The 16,040-nt window shown below is 67.8% G+C and carries 13 protein-coding genes and 1 pseudogene; 11 read left to right on the top strand and 3 right to left on the bottom strand.

What is annotated here, in order from left to right; translation table 11 throughout:
* The 3 genes and pseudogenes from NA10_RS37730 to NA10_RS28305 form a co-directional block, all read left to right on the top strand.
* Positions 1-270 (top strand): annotated as a pseudogene (locus NA10_RS37730) (hypothetical protein); the annotation flags it as partial.
* Between the two features lie 128 nt (positions 271-398).
* On the top strand, positions 399-2,231 hold the full coding sequence (locus NA10_RS28310; RefSeq protein ID WP_067573339.1) for a dynamin family protein: 1,833 nt from the start codon (positions 399-401) through the stop codon (positions 2,229-2,231).
* Positions 2,232-2,329: 98 nt separating this feature from the next.
* Positions 2,330-3,928 (top strand): dynamin family protein, encoded by a 1,599-nt coding sequence (locus tag NA10_RS28305; protein ID WP_373862436.1) that lies wholly within the window; start codon positions 2,330-2,332, stop codon positions 3,926-3,928.
* On the opposite strand, the gene NA10_RS28300 is transcribed toward NA10_RS28305, so the two are convergent.
* Positions 3,929-5,089, bottom strand: a complete 1,161-nt coding sequence (locus NA10_RS28300; RefSeq protein ID WP_067573337.1) for a zinc-binding dehydrogenase — start codon at positions 5,087-5,089, stop codon at positions 3,929-3,931.
* Positions 5,090-5,212: 123 nt separating this feature from the next.
* Positions 5,213-6,913, bottom strand: a complete 1,701-nt coding sequence (locus tag NA10_RS28295; RefSeq protein WP_245677955.1) for an MFS transporter — start codon at positions 6,911-6,913, stop codon at positions 5,213-5,215.
* Between the two features lie 112 nt (positions 6,914-7,025).
* Here NA10_RS28295 and NA10_RS28290 point away from each other — a divergent pair, with 112 nt between their 5' ends.
* The 3 genes from NA10_RS28290 to NA10_RS28280 all read left to right on the top strand — a co-directional run bounded on the left by NA10_RS28290 (position 7,026) and on the right by NA10_RS28280 (position 9,463).
* Positions 7,026-7,547, top strand: coding sequence for a MarR family winged helix-turn-helix transcriptional regulator (locus NA10_RS28290; protein WP_245677954.1), 522 nt, complete (start codon positions 7,026-7,028; stop codon positions 7,545-7,547).
* 65 nt (positions 7,548-7,612) lie between these two features.
* A complete protein-coding gene (locus tag NA10_RS28285) occupies positions 7,613-8,485 on the top strand; it encodes a haloalkane dehalogenase (protein WP_067573335.1) in 873 nt (290 codons plus the stop codon).
* Positions 8,486-8,587: 102 nt separating this feature from the next.
* Positions 8,588-9,463, top strand: a complete 876-nt coding sequence (locus tag NA10_RS28280) for an RNA polymerase sigma factor (protein ID WP_067573333.1) — start codon at positions 8,588-8,590, stop codon at positions 9,461-9,463.
* A 218-nt stretch (positions 9,464-9,681) separates the two neighbouring features.
* Here NA10_RS28280 and NA10_RS28275 read toward each other — a convergent pair whose 3' ends face one another.
* On the bottom strand, positions 9,682-10,575 hold the full coding sequence (locus NA10_RS28275) for an LLM class flavin-dependent oxidoreductase (protein ID WP_067573331.1): 894 nt from the start codon (positions 10,573-10,575) through the stop codon (positions 9,682-9,684).
* Positions 10,576-10,769: 194 nt separating this feature from the next.
* Here NA10_RS28275 and NA10_RS28270 point away from each other — a divergent pair, with 194 nt between their 5' ends.
* The 5 genes from NA10_RS28270 (at position 10,770) to NA10_RS28250 (ending at position 15,825) form a co-directional block, all read left to right on the top strand.
* Positions 10,770-11,534: a DUF1707 SHOCT-like domain-containing protein gene (locus NA10_RS28270; protein WP_067573329.1), complete on the top strand. Its 765-nt coding sequence runs from the start codon at positions 10,770-10,772 to the stop codon at positions 11,532-11,534.
* A gap of 231 nt (positions 11,535-11,765) precedes the next feature.
* Positions 11,766-13,604: a molecular chaperone DnaK gene (gene dnaK, locus NA10_RS28265; protein ID WP_067573327.1), complete on the top strand. Its 1,839-nt coding sequence runs from the start codon at positions 11,766-11,768 to the stop codon at positions 13,602-13,604.
* Positions 13,601-14,197, top strand: a complete 597-nt coding sequence (grpE, locus tag NA10_RS28260; protein ID WP_067573325.1) for a nucleotide exchange factor GrpE — start codon at positions 13,601-13,603, stop codon at positions 14,195-14,197. Before dnaK ends, grpE begins: the two co-directional genes overlap by 4 nt.
* A 60-nt stretch (positions 14,198-14,257) precedes the next feature.
* Entirely contained in the window at positions 14,258-15,433 is a 1,176-nt protein-coding gene (gene dnaJ / locus NA10_RS28255) for a molecular chaperone DnaJ (RefSeq protein ID WP_067573323.1), read from the top strand.
* The gene (locus NA10_RS28250; protein WP_067573321.1) at positions 15,433-15,825 is read left to right on the top strand and encodes a heat shock protein transcriptional repressor HspR; all 393 of its coding nucleotides are present in this window, start codon (positions 15,433-15,435) and stop codon (positions 15,823-15,825) included. Before dnaJ ends, NA10_RS28250 begins: the two co-directional genes overlap by 1 nt.
* Positions 15,826-16,040 lie beyond the last annotated feature (215 nt).

The following is a 16,040-nucleotide window of genomic DNA, read 5'->3' as shown; positions in this document are numbered from 1 at the left end:
GTGCACGGCGGCTCGCAGGTCGGGGCGGGGCTCGGGACCGGGGTGGGTGGCGGGATCGACTCGTCGGTCGGCGGTGGGGCGCATGGCGGGACCGAAATCGGTGCGGCGGCGAATCCCTGGGCCGGACTGGATGTTTCGCACGCCTTCGGCGAAGGGGTGCACGGTGGGGGTGCGGATGCCGGACTGTTCGGTGATGCCGGAGCGCACGGCGGGATGGAGCTCGGGACGCATCCGGGCGGGGACATCGTCGGGGACATGCTGCACTCGTAGCCGTCGGCCGGGTCGGCTCGCGTGGTCGAGTCGGCCCGGCCCTTCGGGGCGATGCTCAGCCCGGGATGAATATCGGTGGTAGGTCGCGTCTTTCACGATGCGGTGGAGGAAGAAAGGTGAGGCCCGCGATGGCTGAGATTGTGGCGGCACAGCCGCTGTTGACGATGTTGACCGAGACCATCGCGGTCGCCCGGGATGCCGAGCGGGGGGATCTGGCCGAGCGGCTGGAGGCGGTCGCGGGCCGGGTGCGCGATCCGCGACGGCGGATCGTGGTGTGCGGGTTGGGGAATCAGGGCAAGAGCCAATTCGTCAACGCACTGGTCAATGCCGATATCTGTGCCGTCGGTGACGATGCCACCACCACGGTCACGACCATTCTCGCCCATGCCGCGCAGGCCCAGGCGACGCTGGTATTGGCCGGGGACGGTGAGGAGACGCGGGTCGCGGTGCCCTGGGACGAAATCGGGCCGGGAGTGGCACGCTCGGGGTACGCGCAGGGGCGGGCCGTGCTGCGGGCGGAACTCGGGGTGCCCAATCAGCTGTTGGCGGACGGCATCGTGATCGTCGATACGCCCGCGCTGGGCGCGCACGGGAACAGCGCGGTGGCCGGAGTGCTCGGCGTGGTGCCCACGGCCGACGCGGTCCTGGTCCTGAGCGACGCCTCCACCGAATTGACCGATCCCGAGGTGGAATTCCTGCGCCAGGTGGGGGAACTGTGCCCGGCGGTGGCGCTGCTGATCGGCAAGATCGACCTGTATCCGCATTGGCGGCAGGTGTTCGAGGCGAACCAGGAGCATGTGCGGCGCGCCGGAATCGAGGTGCCGATGCTGCCGGTCTCCTCGGTGCTGCGCACCCACGCGCTGCGCCTGCAGGATGCCCAGCTCGGGCAGGAATCGGGTTTCGGCGCGGTCTTCGGCTTCCTGCGCGACAAGGTGGTGGCGCGCGATCAGATCGCGGTGCAGCGCGCCGTCGCCCTCGATATCGGTTCGGCCGCAGAGCATTTGGCCCTCGCCCTGGGCAGTGAACTGGTGGCGCTGAAGGATCCGGAGCGCGCGGCCGCCGCCGTGCGCGAATTGCAGTCCGCCAGAACGGCCGCCGAACAACTGCATCGCCGCACTTCGGTCTGGCAGCAGACGCTGAGCGACGGTATCACCGATCTGGTCGGCGATGTCGATCACGACCTGCGCGATCGCCTGCGGGATATCTCGCGCACCGCCGAGGAGTGGATAGACGAGCACGATCCCGGACGGCATTGGGAGCGCATGGAGGAGTGGCTCACCGGCACCGTCGGGACCGCCGTCGGCGACAATCTGCTGTGGACCCGCACCCGCGCGGTGAAACTCGCCGAGCGGGTGGGCACGCACTTCACCGAATTGGGCGCGGTCGATCTGCCGGATGTGCGGGAAAGCTTGGACGGCAAAGGTTCTCGCGCCGGATCCTGCACGCTGTCGGATCTGGAACCGGATCTCGGTCTCGGCCACAAACTCCTGGTGGGCGTGCGCGGTTCCTACGGCGGCGTGGTGATGGCGGGTCTGGTCGGCACCCTCGCGGGCCTGTCGCTGATCAACCCGATCTCCCTCGGCGCGGGAGTCATCCTGGGCGGCAAGGCCTTCCGCGACGATAAACAGGCCCGCCTGGCCAAACGCCGCTCCGACGCGAAAATGGCGGTCCGCCGCTATCTCGACGATGTCGCCTTCCACACCGGTAAGGAGACCAAGGACCGCCTGCACCGCATCCACCGGCTGCTGCGCGATCATTTCACCGCCATCGCCGAACGCACCGTGCGCTCCCTCGACGAATCCCTGCGCGCCGCGCAGGAGGCCGCCTCCCTGGAGTCCACCCGCCGCGCCGAACGCACCGCCACCCTGGAGCGCCGCCTGCACATCCTGGCCGAATTGCGCCGACGCGCCACGCTCATCCTCGCCCCGGCCCCCATGCACCCGGCGCTTCCCGCACACTGACCACGGTCGTGCGCGGACCCGGATGCTAACGCGAACCGGGGCCGACGCGAAGAGTTGGCGATGCGTGGAGGTGCGATGTGGTTCGAGAGCGCGAGCCTGTGAGGTATGACCCGGGTACGGCCGGATACGGGGTGGGGGCCGAGACCCGGGGACTGTTGGCGGCGGCGCGCCGGGCATTCGTGCCGAACGCGTGGGTGCGGGCGCAGGTCGACGAATGTGCCCGCAGGTTGGATCAGCCGTTGCGGGTCGCATTGGCCGGACAGCTCAAGGCGGGTAAGTCGACCCTGCTGAACGCGCTGGTGGGGCAGGACATCGCACCCACCGACGCGACCGAGTGCACCCGCCTGGTGACCTGGTACCGCAATGGGAACGCACCCCGGGTGACCGCGTTCGCGCGGGACGGCGCGCGGGCCGATGTGGTGGTGCGGCGCGGTCGGGGCGCGGAAGGACTGCCGGGCGCGCACGGCTTGACCTTCGACCTGTCGGCGCTGCGCTGGAATGCGGGCGCGCCCGCCGAGGTCGAGCACCTCGAGGTGGAGTGGCCCTCGGCGGAGCTGGCGCAGACCACCATCATCGACACCCCGGGCATCTCCTCGCTCTCGCGCGAGGTGTCCGCCCGAACCTCACATCTGCTCGCGCCCGGCGGCGGGGCGGAGCTGCCCAATGCCGACGCCGTGGTCTACCTGCTGCGGCGACTCGATACCGCCGATGTGGACTTCCTCGAACAGATCGGTTCGGCCGCCAGTGGTGCGGGAGCCGGTGCGCGGGACGGTGGCGGCGTGGGTGGACCGCTCGGCGTGATCGGCGTGGTCTCGCGCGCGGATGAGATCGGCGCGGGTCGTATCGACGCGCTGCATTCCGCACGTGATGTGGCCGCCCGGTTCGCGGGGGAGTTGGAGCGAACGGGCCTGTGCCAGTCGGTGATTCCGGTGGCGGGACTGCTGGCGTTCGCGGCCGCCACCCTGCGGCAGCGGGAGTACCAGGCATTCGAGGTGCTGGCCGGGGTGCCCACCGACACCCTCTCCGCCGCCCTGCTGTCGGCCGATCGCTTCGCCCGCCCCGATCTGCCGCTACCGCTGGCGCCGGAGTTGCGCGCGCACCTCGCGGCCCGCTTCGGCCTATTCGGTATTCGCCTGGCGGTCACCCTGATTCGGCTCGGCGTCCGCGATTCGGCCACGCTCGCCGCGGAACTCACCCGGCGCAGCGGTCTGGACGAACTCCGCGCCGTCCTCGATATCCAATTCGCCCAGCGCGCGGAGGAATTGAAGGCGCATTCGGCGCTCACCGCCCTGGCTCGCATACTCATCGCCAATCCGGGCACCGAGGCGGACAATCTGCTACCCCGGGTGCGGACCCTGCTCGCCGACGTGCACGGTTTCACCGAACTCCGATTGCTCGGTCACCTGCGCGCCGACGAACTTCCGCTACCCGCAACGGATCTGGCCGAACTGCACCGCCTCATCGGCGGCGCAGGGGTGGCCACGCACCGCCGGCTCGGCCTCTCCTCGCATACGGACCTGGCCACACAGCGCGCGGAAGCCCTTGCGGCGGTGCAGAAATGGCGTGCCCGAGCCCGACACCCGCTGGCCGATCAGCTCACCGCGAACGCCTGCCTCACCGCGGCCCGCAGCGCGGAGGGGCTGCTGGAGATCCTGCACGAACCGCCGACGACCCCCTTCGCCCGCATCACGCCCTGATCAAGGGGCGGTGGCGGTGCCACTGGGATCGATGAGGATCTTGGCGTGCCGGTCGGGCGAGGCGAGTGCGGTGTACGCGGCGTCGATACCGTCCAGGCCGACCGTGCCGGTGATCAGCGGGCTCGGGTCGACCTTGCCGTCGGCGATCATATGCAGCGTGTCGCGGAATTCGCCCGGGTCGTAGCCGAGTACGAAGCGCAGTTCGATCTCCTTGTTGATGGCGGTGGCGGGGTGGATGCGATCGGATTCCATGCACACCCCGACCACCACGATGCGGGACATGGGCGGGGCCGCGGTCAGCAGTTGATCGAGAATGCCCGGTACGCCGACACATTCGAAGATGACCGGCCCCGCGGGACCCTTGTTCAGGGTGTGCGCGAGGCGGAAGACGTACCACCACGGGATATTCGGCAGCCGGCGCAGGCGTTCCATGGCGTCGAAGCCGAGATTGAGCACATCGGCGGCGCCGGTGATGCGGGACTTCTTCGGCGAGGCCGTCCAGGGTGAATCCACCGCCGGATCGACCACCACATCCGCACCGCAGGCGGCGGCGAGTTCGCGGCGGCGCGGGGAGAAGTCGCTGGCGATGACCAGCCGCACCCCCGACGCCTTCAACATCGAGATGACCGCGAGACCGATGGGCCCGCAACCGATGACGAAGGCCGTCTGCCCCCGGCCGACCCGCCCCCGGCGCACCGCGTGCCAGCCCACCGCCATCGGCTCGGTCAGCGCCGCATGCTCGGCGGAGAGCCCATTGGGGACCTCGAAGGTCATGGACTCCTGCACCAGGACCTGTTCGGCGTAGCCGCCGGGCGCGTGCACGGACAATCCCGTCAACTGCGGTTCGCGCCCGCTGCGCAGGATCGGCAGGGCCACCACGGGTGTGCCGGGCTTCCAGCGCCGCCGGGTGCCCGGACCGTAATCGGCCACCGCACCGGAGAATTCGTGCCCCATGACCACGCTCTGCTCCGAGCGCATGAAGTGCCGGTATCCGGTGGCCGCCGCCAGCTCGGCGAGCTCATCGCAGTGCAGGCGGGCGTGCAGATCGGAGCCGCAGATACCGCAGCGCAGCACATTCACCACCAACTGCCCCGGTCCGGGAGTCGGTTCGGGCAGCTCCCGCACCTCGAATTCGCCCTTGGTCACCGTGGCAGCGCGCATGGTTCACTCCTGTCGAAAGATGTTGACAGTCAGCGATTCTTCTCGCTTCCGGCCGCGCGGTCACGAAAACGGCCCGCGGCTCCGGCGTTTCGGCCGGACCCGCGGGCCGCGCTCACGCGTCGATCAGAGCAGAACCAATTCGTCGTCCAGATCGTCGAGTTCGTGCTGTTCGAGTGTGGTCTCCCTCGGCAGGGCCGCGAAGCCGAGGCAGACCAGCACCATCAACCCGATGCCCCAGGCCAGGGTGTAGTCGAAGGTGTGCGCGAAGTTGACCGCGTTGGCCTCCTCGCCCGCACTGCTCAGCACCTTCGCGACGGTCGTATCGCCGCCGGTGCTGCGGCAGCTCTCCGGCACCGCCGACGGATCCACCGCGGCGGACCGATCCTGAACGCACGCACGGAAATTCGCGAGAATCTCCTCCTGTGCGGGTCCGGGCAGGCCGGTGGCGGCGAGTTCGGTGCGGGTCCGCGCGGTGACCGCGTCCACGCCGCGCGCCGAATCATGGTCGAGCTGTCCGAAGAAGATGATGCCGACCAGGGCCACACCCAGCGCCATGCCCAACTGCTGACCGGTATTGAGTAGGCCCGAGGCCGCGCCCGCCTCCCGATCCGGGATCTGGCCGAGCAGCATGTCGATGGTCGGCGCGACCACGATGCCGAAGCCGGTACCGGTCACGATGAGCGGCAACACCATCTGCCAGGAGGCGAAATCGCTGCCGTAGTGCGCGGCCATCCAGCCGTACAGGCCGAATCCGGCGGCGGTGACCAGACCGCCCGCCATGAGCACCCAGCGCCCGAACCTCGGCGCCAGCACGCTCACCGAGGTGCCCGCGCCGATGCCCGCGCCGACCGCGAAGAACACCGAGGTGAGCCCGGCCCGCATGGGCGACCAGCCGAGACCGGCCTGCATGAACAGCGTCCAGATCAGGAAGAAACCGCCCATGCCGATCCAGAACAGCAGCCAGGACGCCAGGCCGACGGTGAAGGGCCGGGAGCGGAACAGGTCCAGATCGATCAGCGGTGAGCCGACCGTGCGCGCGCGCCGGCGCTCGTAGACCACGAAGGCGGCGAAGGTGACCGCGGCCGCCCCGAGCATGATGAATGTCCAAGCGGGCCAATCCTTCTGACGGCCCTCGGTGAGCGGGTAAGCCAGCAGGACGACGGCGGAGACCGCCAGCACCATGCCGACGATATCCAGCTTGGGCGCGTGCGCGGAACGCGAATCCCGCATGACGATGCTCGCGGCGATGAGCGCCGCGATACCGACCGGGATATTGACCAGGAAGATCGGCCGCCAGCCCAGATCGAACAGATTCCACTGCACCAGCAGTCCGCCCAGGGACAGCCCGACCGCGGAAGCGGAACCGCCGACGCCGCTGTAGATGGCGATCGCCTTGGCGCGCTCATGTTTGGGGAAGGTGACGCGAATGATGGCCAGGATCTGCGGCACCATCAGCCCGGCCATCGCACCCTGTACGAAGCGGGAGCCGATGAGCACGGCCGGATCCGAGGCGACGCCGCAGGCCGCCGAGGCCAGCGTGAAACCGGTCATACCGAGCAGGAACAGGCGTTTGCGGCCGTAGATATCGCCGAGTCGGCCGCCGGTGATGAGCACCGCGGCGAAGGACAGGACGTAGGCGGCGATGATCCATTCGATCTGCGAGTACTCCGCCCGCAGATCGTTCTGAATGCTGGGGACCGCGACATTGACGATGGTCACGTCGAGCAGGTCCATGAAGCCGGCGGCGAGGACGACGGCGAAGGCGATCCAGCGGCGCGGATCGAGGGTCATGGGGGTGTCCGGGGGCGCGGTGTCGGGTTCCACGGCGAGCTCTCTTCGATTCGGTGGGGATGGTGCGACCTCTCAAACTATGCACTCGAAGTGATTATCAATCAAGAGGGCAATCATGATTTGGGCCTTGATGTATTCTGGGGAGGTGAACGATGCCGAACCCCAGTACCCGCGGCTGTTCGATTCCCCCGCATTCCTGTTGGGGCAGTTGGGGTCCCACTCCGCCTACCGCTTCGGCGAACTGCTGGCGCCGCTCGGCATCAAACCCCCGCAATTCGGTACGCTGCGGATTCTCGAGGCCAATGACGGGCGCTCCCAGCAGCAGCTGTGCGAGGCGCTCGGGATCCACCGCAATGTGATGGTCGGGCTGGTCGACGACCTGGAGAAGCGCGGACTCGTCGAACGCCGCCGGCATCCGATGGACCGGCGCGCGCACGCGGTACATCTGCTCCCGGCCGCCCGCGAACTGCTCGCCGAAGCGACCGCGCTGGCCCGGGGGCTGGATGCGGAAATCCTCTCCGCGCTCGATGAACGGGAGCGGGCCGTCATGGTCCGGCTACTCCAGCGCGCCGCCGTCGGCAGCGGTCTCACCCCGGGCATCCACCCCGGTCTGACCGCCGAACCGGGTGCGGTCGCGGCGTGTGAGGTGGATCACTCCCGCCGGTAGTCACAGCGGGCCGCGGTGGGTGTCCAACCGGGTGAAGGCAATTCACCCCGGAAGGAAGACAGGCCATGCCGACCATCGACGTACTCGACTCGTTCATCAACTACAGCGACACCGGGATCGGGGATATCCCCGTGGTGTTCCTGCACGGCAATCCCACCTCGAACTACATCTGGCGCAATGTGATCCCGCATGTCAGCGGCGAAACCCGGGTATTGGCACCGGATCTCATCGGGATGGGGGCCTCCGGTAAACCCGAGAGCGACTACCGGTTCGTGGACCACGCCCGCTACCTCGACGCCTGGTTCGACGCCATGCGGCTCGAACAGGTCGTCATCGTCGGGCACGACTGGGGTGGTTCGCTCGGAATGCACTGGGCGGCACGGCATCCCGAACGCGTACGCGGTATCGCGGTGGTCGAGACCTTCCTGCGGCCCATGCGCTGGTCCGAAATGCCGCCGGCGGGCGCGGAACTCTTCCGCCGCTTCCGCTCCCCGGAGGGTGAGGACATGGTGCTGCGCAAGAATATGTTCATCGAATTCAACCTGCCCGCCTCGACGCACAGCCTCACCCCCGAGGCCCTCGATGTCTATCGCGCGCCCTACCCGACGCCGGAGTCCCGCAGGCCGATGCTGGTGTGGCCGCGCGAATTCCCGCTCGACGGTGAACCGGCCGATGTGGTCGCCATCATCGAGAACTACGGCCGGTGGATGGCGGACAGCCCGGATATCCCCAAGCTGGTGATGGCTGTGGAGAGCGGGGTCGGCCTCGGTTCGTCCGCCATGATCGAGTGGGCCGGAAAGACCTTCGCCGCCACCGAGATCGCGAACATCGGACCGGCCGGACATCACTGCCCGGAGGATCAGCCGGACCGCATCGGCGGCGCGGTCGCCGACTGGATTCATCGGCACGCCCTCATTACCGCATCGGCCGTCGCCTGAGCCCGTTGTGCCGGGGATGATCACGGGGCGCGGCAGCCGCCCGCCCCGTGATCCCCGGCGGAAATGCTTGCGGACCGTCCACATCCGCCCCAAGCTGACTGGATGGAGACCGACTCAGAGCTGTCCGCCGAGGCCGGACACGGACCGGACGCACAGGAGGTCGCGCTGGTCGCACGGGCGCTCGACGGCGATCGCGCGGCGATCTCCGAAGTGATACTCCTGCTCCAGGATCCGATCTACCGGCTGGCGCTGCGCATGGTGTGGCGGCCCGCCGACGCCGAGGACGCCACCCAGGAGATTCTGCTGCGCGTCGTCGGCAAGCTCGGCACCTGGCGAGGTGAGGCCAAATTGCTCACCTGGGCGTACCGCGTCGGGGTCAACTATCTGCTCAATCTGAAGCGCAGGACACCGCAGGAGACGACCGAGCTCAGCCTCGATTCGTACAGCGAGGGACTCAAAGACGGTCTGGCCGAGGCGGATTACCGCGGACCGGAACCCGAACTGCTCACCCATGAGACACGCCTGAACTGCACCCAGGCCATGCTGCAATGCCTGGCCCGCGAGGAGCGCATCGCCTTCGTGCTCGCCGATATCTTCGAACTGAGCTCCACCGAAGCCGCCTGGATCACCGGCACCACGCCCGCCGCGTACCGGAAACGCCTGGAGCGCGCCAAGAAACGCCTGGGCAATTTCCTGACCTCGACCTGCGGGCTGGCGAATCCGAAAGCCTTCTGCCGCTGCGCCCGCCGCGTCGACAAGGCTCTCGAGCTCGGCCGCATCGACCCGGACCGCCCCGCCTTCGCCGCCCACCGCATCACCCCCGGCGGTCGCGGTGTGGCGGCGGCGGCCCAGCAGATGTCCTCGCTGCGTGATGCCGCCGCAGTACTCGGCGCACACCCGGATTACGCTGCCCCGCAAGCGAAGATGGACGCCATAGCCGGCCTGATCACCTCCGGCCGCTTCCCCCTACTGGACTGATCCTCCGCCGTCCCGGTTGATTCCCCACCCTCCGCCTGATCTCCCACTCTCCGCCCGATCTCCCGGTCATCCGGCTGATCCGCCCCGTCATTCCGGCGCGCTTTTGGCCGGGATCCGCACCCGTGGTTCAGTCCAGATTGCCGTGTATCCCTGCCAGAAACATGCCGGGATGACGGGGTGGGGACGGGGCAGATGACGAGGGTGGGGACAAGGTGGGACTAAGCCATGCTGATCATTTCGCGCGCCAGGGGCACCACCCGCCGGGCGAAGCGCTGCACCTGATCCACGTCGAAACCGGGCGGCCAGTAGATGAAGGTGTCGAAGCGGGCATTCCTGTGCAGGGCCGCAATGATTTCCGCCCATTCCCGGGCGGAGCCGTTGACGGGGTCGTTGCCGCGTGGGCGGGGCCGCAGGGATTGGTCGCTGATCACCCCGGGCAGTGCGGCCATGCGAGTGATGGCGCTCGGGTCCCGGCCTTCGGCCCGCGCCGCCGCGTCTATGCGGTCCTGGGCGCCGCGCCATTTCTCCCAGGGCAGCCAATTCGGCAGTGGCGCAACCCATCCGTCGCCGACCCGGCCGATCAGGTCCAGTGCGCGCGGCCCCATGGCTCCGATCCAAATCCGCACATTGTGTGCGGGTGCCGGACCACCCGCGATGCCCTGCACCGTGTATTGGTCCCCCTGCACCGAAACCAGCCGCCCGGGTCTCCAGGTCGCGCGAATGATCTCGATTCCCTCTTCGAGGGCGCACAGGGCGGCGCGGCCCTTCAAATCCGGCCCGCCCATGGCGAGGATCCCGTCCTCGAAAGCCCCGGCCCCCACGCCGAGTTCGAACCGCCCGCCGCTCAGCAGATCGAAGGTCGCCGCCTGTTTGGCCAGCATCGACGGTCGCCGCAACGGCATATTGGCCACCCCGGGGTAGACGCTGATCCGGCTGGTCACCCCGAGGCAGGCCCCGAGCACCGCGAAGGTGTCCCCGAATTCCGGCGCGTACGGGTGATCCTGGATCCCCACCAGATCCAGCCCCTCCTGCTCGGCGGCCGTTGTCATATCCAGTACGTCTTCCAGCGCCGCCGCGGTAGGCGGGATCGAGATGCCGAATCGCACACCCATCGGGCCTCCTCAGCCGCAGGTTCCAGAACCTCGATCTTGACCCGCCAACCTGCGAAAACCGTTTATTTCGGGCACGGTGCGTGTCCGCGAGGTCGGGCGTGTCAGCACTGCGGCGCACCGGCGGAGCACACTGATCGCCACCCCGGCGGGCGTGATCACGCGCAGCTACCCGTTCGGGAGATGGGTACACCGACATGGCCGACTTTCGGAACCAGAGCCTGCGAGCCCGCGACGCCGATCGCGTGGATGCCTGCGCCCTGCTCGACAATGCCCTGGCCGAAGGCGAATTGACCGAGGCCGAACACACGCGGCGCACCGCCGCGGCCATGGCGGCACGCACCTTCGGCGATCTCGACGGGCTGATCGACGATCTCCAGATCCCGGCGAATCTCGTGGGCACCCCGCTGCGTCGACCGCAACGCCGAAATGATCTGCGCCGCTGGAAGATCGCGATCGCCGCGGTCTGCGTCGCCACCGTGGTGGGCGCGCTGGGCGGATGTATCGCGCGCACGACCGTGTCGAAACCGGATATGCCCGATGCCACCACCGGTGCCGGACTCGCGAGTTTCGTTGCCGCGTACCGGGATCACTACGGCGACGCCACCGTCGACGACGTATTGCTCTACCCGAAATACGTACTGCTCCATCGCCGGGCGCAGGCCGGGCGGTCCGACTACATCCGGTACGACGGCGAATTCCACAGTAACTCCGACAGCCAGGTCGGCACCGGCGTCGAGACCGTGGACCTGTCCACTCTCGATCTGCCGAAGCTGGCCGGGCTGTTCGCGGGAGCGCCGCGGTCGATCAATGTGCCCGGCGGCGCCATCACGCACGTGAGCATCGCGCACAAGACCGGCGAGGACACGCTCGTCAGCATCTACGCCGCCAGTGGCGCGCGCAGCGGTCACCTGGAGGTTTCCGCGCAGGGCGAGCCGATCACGCTGTCCGCGTCGCAGTAATCTCGATTCCGGGAAATTCTTCTCCGCTCCCTGGAATAGATGTCGCGTGTCCCCCGTTGGTGCATGTCAGACACAAGGTTGAGTGAGACGGACTCAAGTTCAAGTTGCACAGGATGGACATCCGGTGCAGGATTGAGCCGACCACGCTCAGTGTTGCTGAGGATCCTGCCCCATCCCGGGGCAAGATCCCGCCGCTAAGACACACAGGTACGTCAACCAGGAGGAATCACCATGGCTCGTGCGGTCGGTATCGACCTCGGGACCACGAACTCGGTCATCGCCGTTCTCGAAGGCGGTGAGCCGGTCGTCGTCGCCAATTCGGAGGGCTCGCGCACTACCCCGTCCATCGTCGCCTTCGCCAAGAACGGCGAAGTTCTCGTGGGCCAGCCCGCGAAGAACCAGGCGGTCACCAATGTCGATCGCACCATCCGGTCCGTCAAGCGCCATATGGGCGAGGACTGGTCCGTGGAGATCGACGGCAAGAAGTACACCCCGCAGGAGATCTCCGCGCGCACGCTGATGAAGCTGAAGCGCGACGCCGAGGCGTACCTCGGTGAGGAGATCACCGACGCGGTCATCACCGTCCCCGCCTACTTCGAGGACGCGCAGCGCCAGGCCACCAAGGAGGCCGGGCAGATCGCGGGCCTGAACGTGCTGCGCATCGTCAACGAGCCCACCGCGGCCGCACTGGCGTATGGCCTGGACAAGGGCGACAAGGAACAGACCATCCTGGTCTTCGACCTCGGCGGCGGCACCTTCGACGTGTCCCTGCTGGAGATCGGCGAGGGCGTCGTCGAGGTCCGCGCGACCTCCGGCGACAACCACCTCGGTGGTGACGACTGGGACGAGCGCGTCGTGGCGTGGCTGGTCGACAAGTTCAAGGCGTCCTCGGGCATCGACCTGACCAAGGACAAGATGGCCATGCAGCGTCTGCGCGAGGCCGCGGAGAAGGCCAAGATCGAACTGTCGTCCTCGCAGTCGACCTCGATCAACCTGCCCTACATCACGGTCGACGCGGACAAGAACCCGCTCTTCCTCGATGAGCAGCTCACGCGCGCCGAGTTCCAGAAGATCACCGCAGATCTGCTGGACCGCACCCGCAAGCCCTTCCAGTCCGTCATCAAGGACGCGGGCATCGCCGTCGGCGACATCGATCACGTTGTCCTTGTTGGTGGTTCGACCCGTATGCCCGCCGTCTCGGATCTGGTCAAGGAACTGACCGGCGGCCGTGAGCCCAACAAGGGCGTGAACCCGGACGAGGTCGTCGCGGTCGGCGCGGCGCTGCAGGCCGGTGTGCTCAAGGGCGAGGTCAAGGACGTCCTGCTGCTCGATGTCACCCCGCTGTCGCTGGGTATCGAGACCAAGGGCGGGGTGATGACCAAGCTCATCGAGCGCAACACCACCATCCCGACCAAGCGTTCGGAGACCTTCACCACGGCCGACGACAATCAGCCGTCCGTGCAGATCCAGGTCTTCCAGGGTGAGCGCGAAATCGCCTCGCACAACAAGCTGCTCGGTTCCTTCGAGCTGACCGGCATCCCGCCGGCCCCGCGCGGCGTGCCGCAGATCGAGGTCACCTTCGACATCGACGCCAACGGCATCGTGCACGTGACCGCGAAGGACAAGGGCACCGGCAAGGAGAACACGATCAAGATCCAGGACGGCTCCGGCCTGTCCAAGGAGGAGATCGATCGCATGGTCAAGGACGCCGAGGCGCACGCCTCGGAGGACAAGGCCCGTCGCGAAGAGGCCGAGACCCGCAACCAGGCCGAATCGCTGGTGCACCAGACCGAGAAGTTCATCAAGGACAACGAGGACAAGGTCCCGGCCGATATCAAGACCAAGGTCGAGGCGGCCATCGCCGAAGCCAACGAGGCGCTCAAGGGCACCGATATCGCGGTCATCAAGACCGCGGTGGAGAAGCTCGCGACCGAATCGCAGGCGCTGGGTCAGGCCATCTACGACGCGTCGGCCGCCGAGTCGGCTGCCTCGGGCAACGGCCAGGCCGCGCCCGACGCCGATGACACCGTTGTGGACGCCGAGGTTGTCGAGGAGCCGGAGAAGAAGTGACGAACCCGAACCCGGAACAGGAACCGGTCACGGGTGAGGTCGGCGAGGCCGCGGTGGAGGATTTCGCCGCGGCTTCGGCCGCCGACGTCCTGAGCGAGGATTCGCTCGCGGACGCCATCAGCGCCGAACTCGCCGAGCGCACCTCGGATCTGCAGCGGCTCACCGCCGAATACGCCAACTACCGCCGCCGCGTCGAACGGGACCGCAAGGCCACCATCGACAATGCCAAGGCCACGGTCGTCAGCGAATTGCTCGGTGTGCTCGACGATCTCGACCGCGCTCGCGCCCACGGTGACCTGGAAGGACCGCTCAAGGCGGTCGCAGACAAGCTCGCCACCGCCCTGCAGAAGCAGGGCCTCGAGGAGTTCGGTTCGGCGGGCGACCCGTTCGATCCGACGCTGCACGAGGCCGTACAGCATGAGGGTTCCGGACACGATCCGGTGATCGGCATGGTCATGCGCAAGGGGTACCGCTTCGGCGATCGCGTGCTGCGGCACGCGCTGGTCGGAGTGACCGATCGGACAGAGGATCTGAATGGCTCGGCCGCATCAGAGACGACGAACGCCGACCCCGATGCCGCTGGCACCGAGTAAGACGCCGGATGTCCCGAACGGGACAGCGGCGCTGAGCAATTCGAGAGGAGGAGATGCCCGGTGAATCGGGAGTGGCTCGAAAAGGACTTCTACAAGGAGCTGGGTATCACCTCCAGCGCCGGCCAGGACGAGATCAAGAAGGCGTACCGCAAACTCGCCCGTGACTTGCATCCGGACAAGAACCCGGGTGACGCCAAGGCCGAGGAGCGCTTCAAGCTCGTCAGCGAGGCGCACGCGGTGCTGTCCGATCCGGAGAAGCGCAAGGAATACGACGAGGCGCGAAAGCTCTTCGCGGGCGGCGGTTTCGGCCGCGGCGGCTTCACCCCCGGCGCGGGCTACGGCCAGCCCGGCGGTGGCTTCTCCGGTGATTTCAACCTGGGCGACATCTTCGGCGGCCAGCAGGCGGGCGCCGGTGACGGCGGCCTCGGCGACCTGCTCGGCGGATTGTTCAACCGGGGTGGCACCCGCACCTCCTCGCGGCCGCGGCGCGGCAGCGATGTGGAGACCGAGACGACACTGGGCTTCCGCGAGGCCGCCCAGGGCGTGACGGTGCCGCTGCGGATGACCAGCCCGGCCGCGTGCACCACCTGCCACGGCAGCGGCGCCAAGCCGGGCACGTCGCCGCGAGTCTGCCCGCACTGCAACGGTTCCGGCGTGGTCAGCCGGAATCAGGGCGCGTTCGGATTCAGTGAGCCGTGCGAGGACTGCCGGGGTACCGGATCGATCATCGACGATCCGTGCGTCGACTGCCACGGCTCGGGTATCCAGAATCGGACCCGCACCATCACCGTGCGCATCCCGCCCGGGGTGCGCGATGGTCAGCGCATCCGGTTGGCGGGGCAGGGTGAAGCGGGTCTGCGGGGCGCACCGCCCGGCGATCTCTTCGTCACCGTGCACGTCAGCCAGGACAAGGTCTTCGGCCGCAATGGCGATGACCTGACCCTGGTGCTGCCGGTGAGTTACAGCGAACTGGTTTTGGGTACAACGGTTTCCGTGCCCACTCTCGAAGGTCGCGTCGGCGTCAAGGTGCCCCCGGGTACCGCCGACGGCCGCACCCTGCGGGTGCGCGGGCGCGGTGTTCCCAAGCGCGACGGCGGCGCGGGCGATCTGCTCGTCACCGTCAAGGTCGCGATCCCGCAGAAGCTGGACGACAACGCCACCGAAGCGCTGCGGCGCTATGCGGAGGCGGAGAAGACCAGTGGCTTCGATCCGCGTGCTGGATGGGCAGGTGCGTGATGAGTTCCGATCCGAAGAAAGCCGCCGAGGCACAGTACTTCATGATCTCGGTGGCGGCGCAGCTGGCGGGCATGCACGCCCAGACGCTGCGCACCTATGACCGGCTGGGTCTGGTTTCGCCGCAACGTACTTCGGGCGGCGGGCGACGCTACTCGGACCGGGATGTACAGCTGCTGCGCGAGGTGCAGCGCCTGTCCCAGGACGAGGGCGTCAATCTGGCGGGCATCAAACGGATCATCGAACTCACCAACCAGGTCGAGGAACTACAGCAGCGGGTGTCCGAGCTGAGCAATGAGGTGGAGCGGCTGCGGGCGGGGTACCGCCCGGATCTGACTCCGCCCCAGCGCAGTACGGCACTCGTGGTCTGGCAGCCCCGGCACCGCCGCACCTGATCGGTGAAACGACAAGCAGCGCTCCGGTTTTCCGGGGCGCTGCTTTCGTTGTTGCAGGCGATGTGCTGAGTTTCTTTGTGCGAAGCAATGATTTATCGCCGCTGTTGATCATGAATTCAATACAGACCGCCCGGTTGAATTGTTTGCTGATTGCGAGTTTTGTCCTTATGTGGCAAAGGAATTCACACCCTGTCAGGGTTGCGGTAGGGTCGCTC

This window comes from Nocardia acidivorans NBRC 108247, from assembly GCF_001625085.1.
GTDB lineage: Bacteria > Actinomycetota > Actinomycetes > Mycobacteriales > Mycobacteriaceae > Nocardia > Nocardia acidivorans.
Note: the sequence above shows the minus strand (reverse complement) of the source record. Positions and strands in the feature narration are given on the sequence as shown.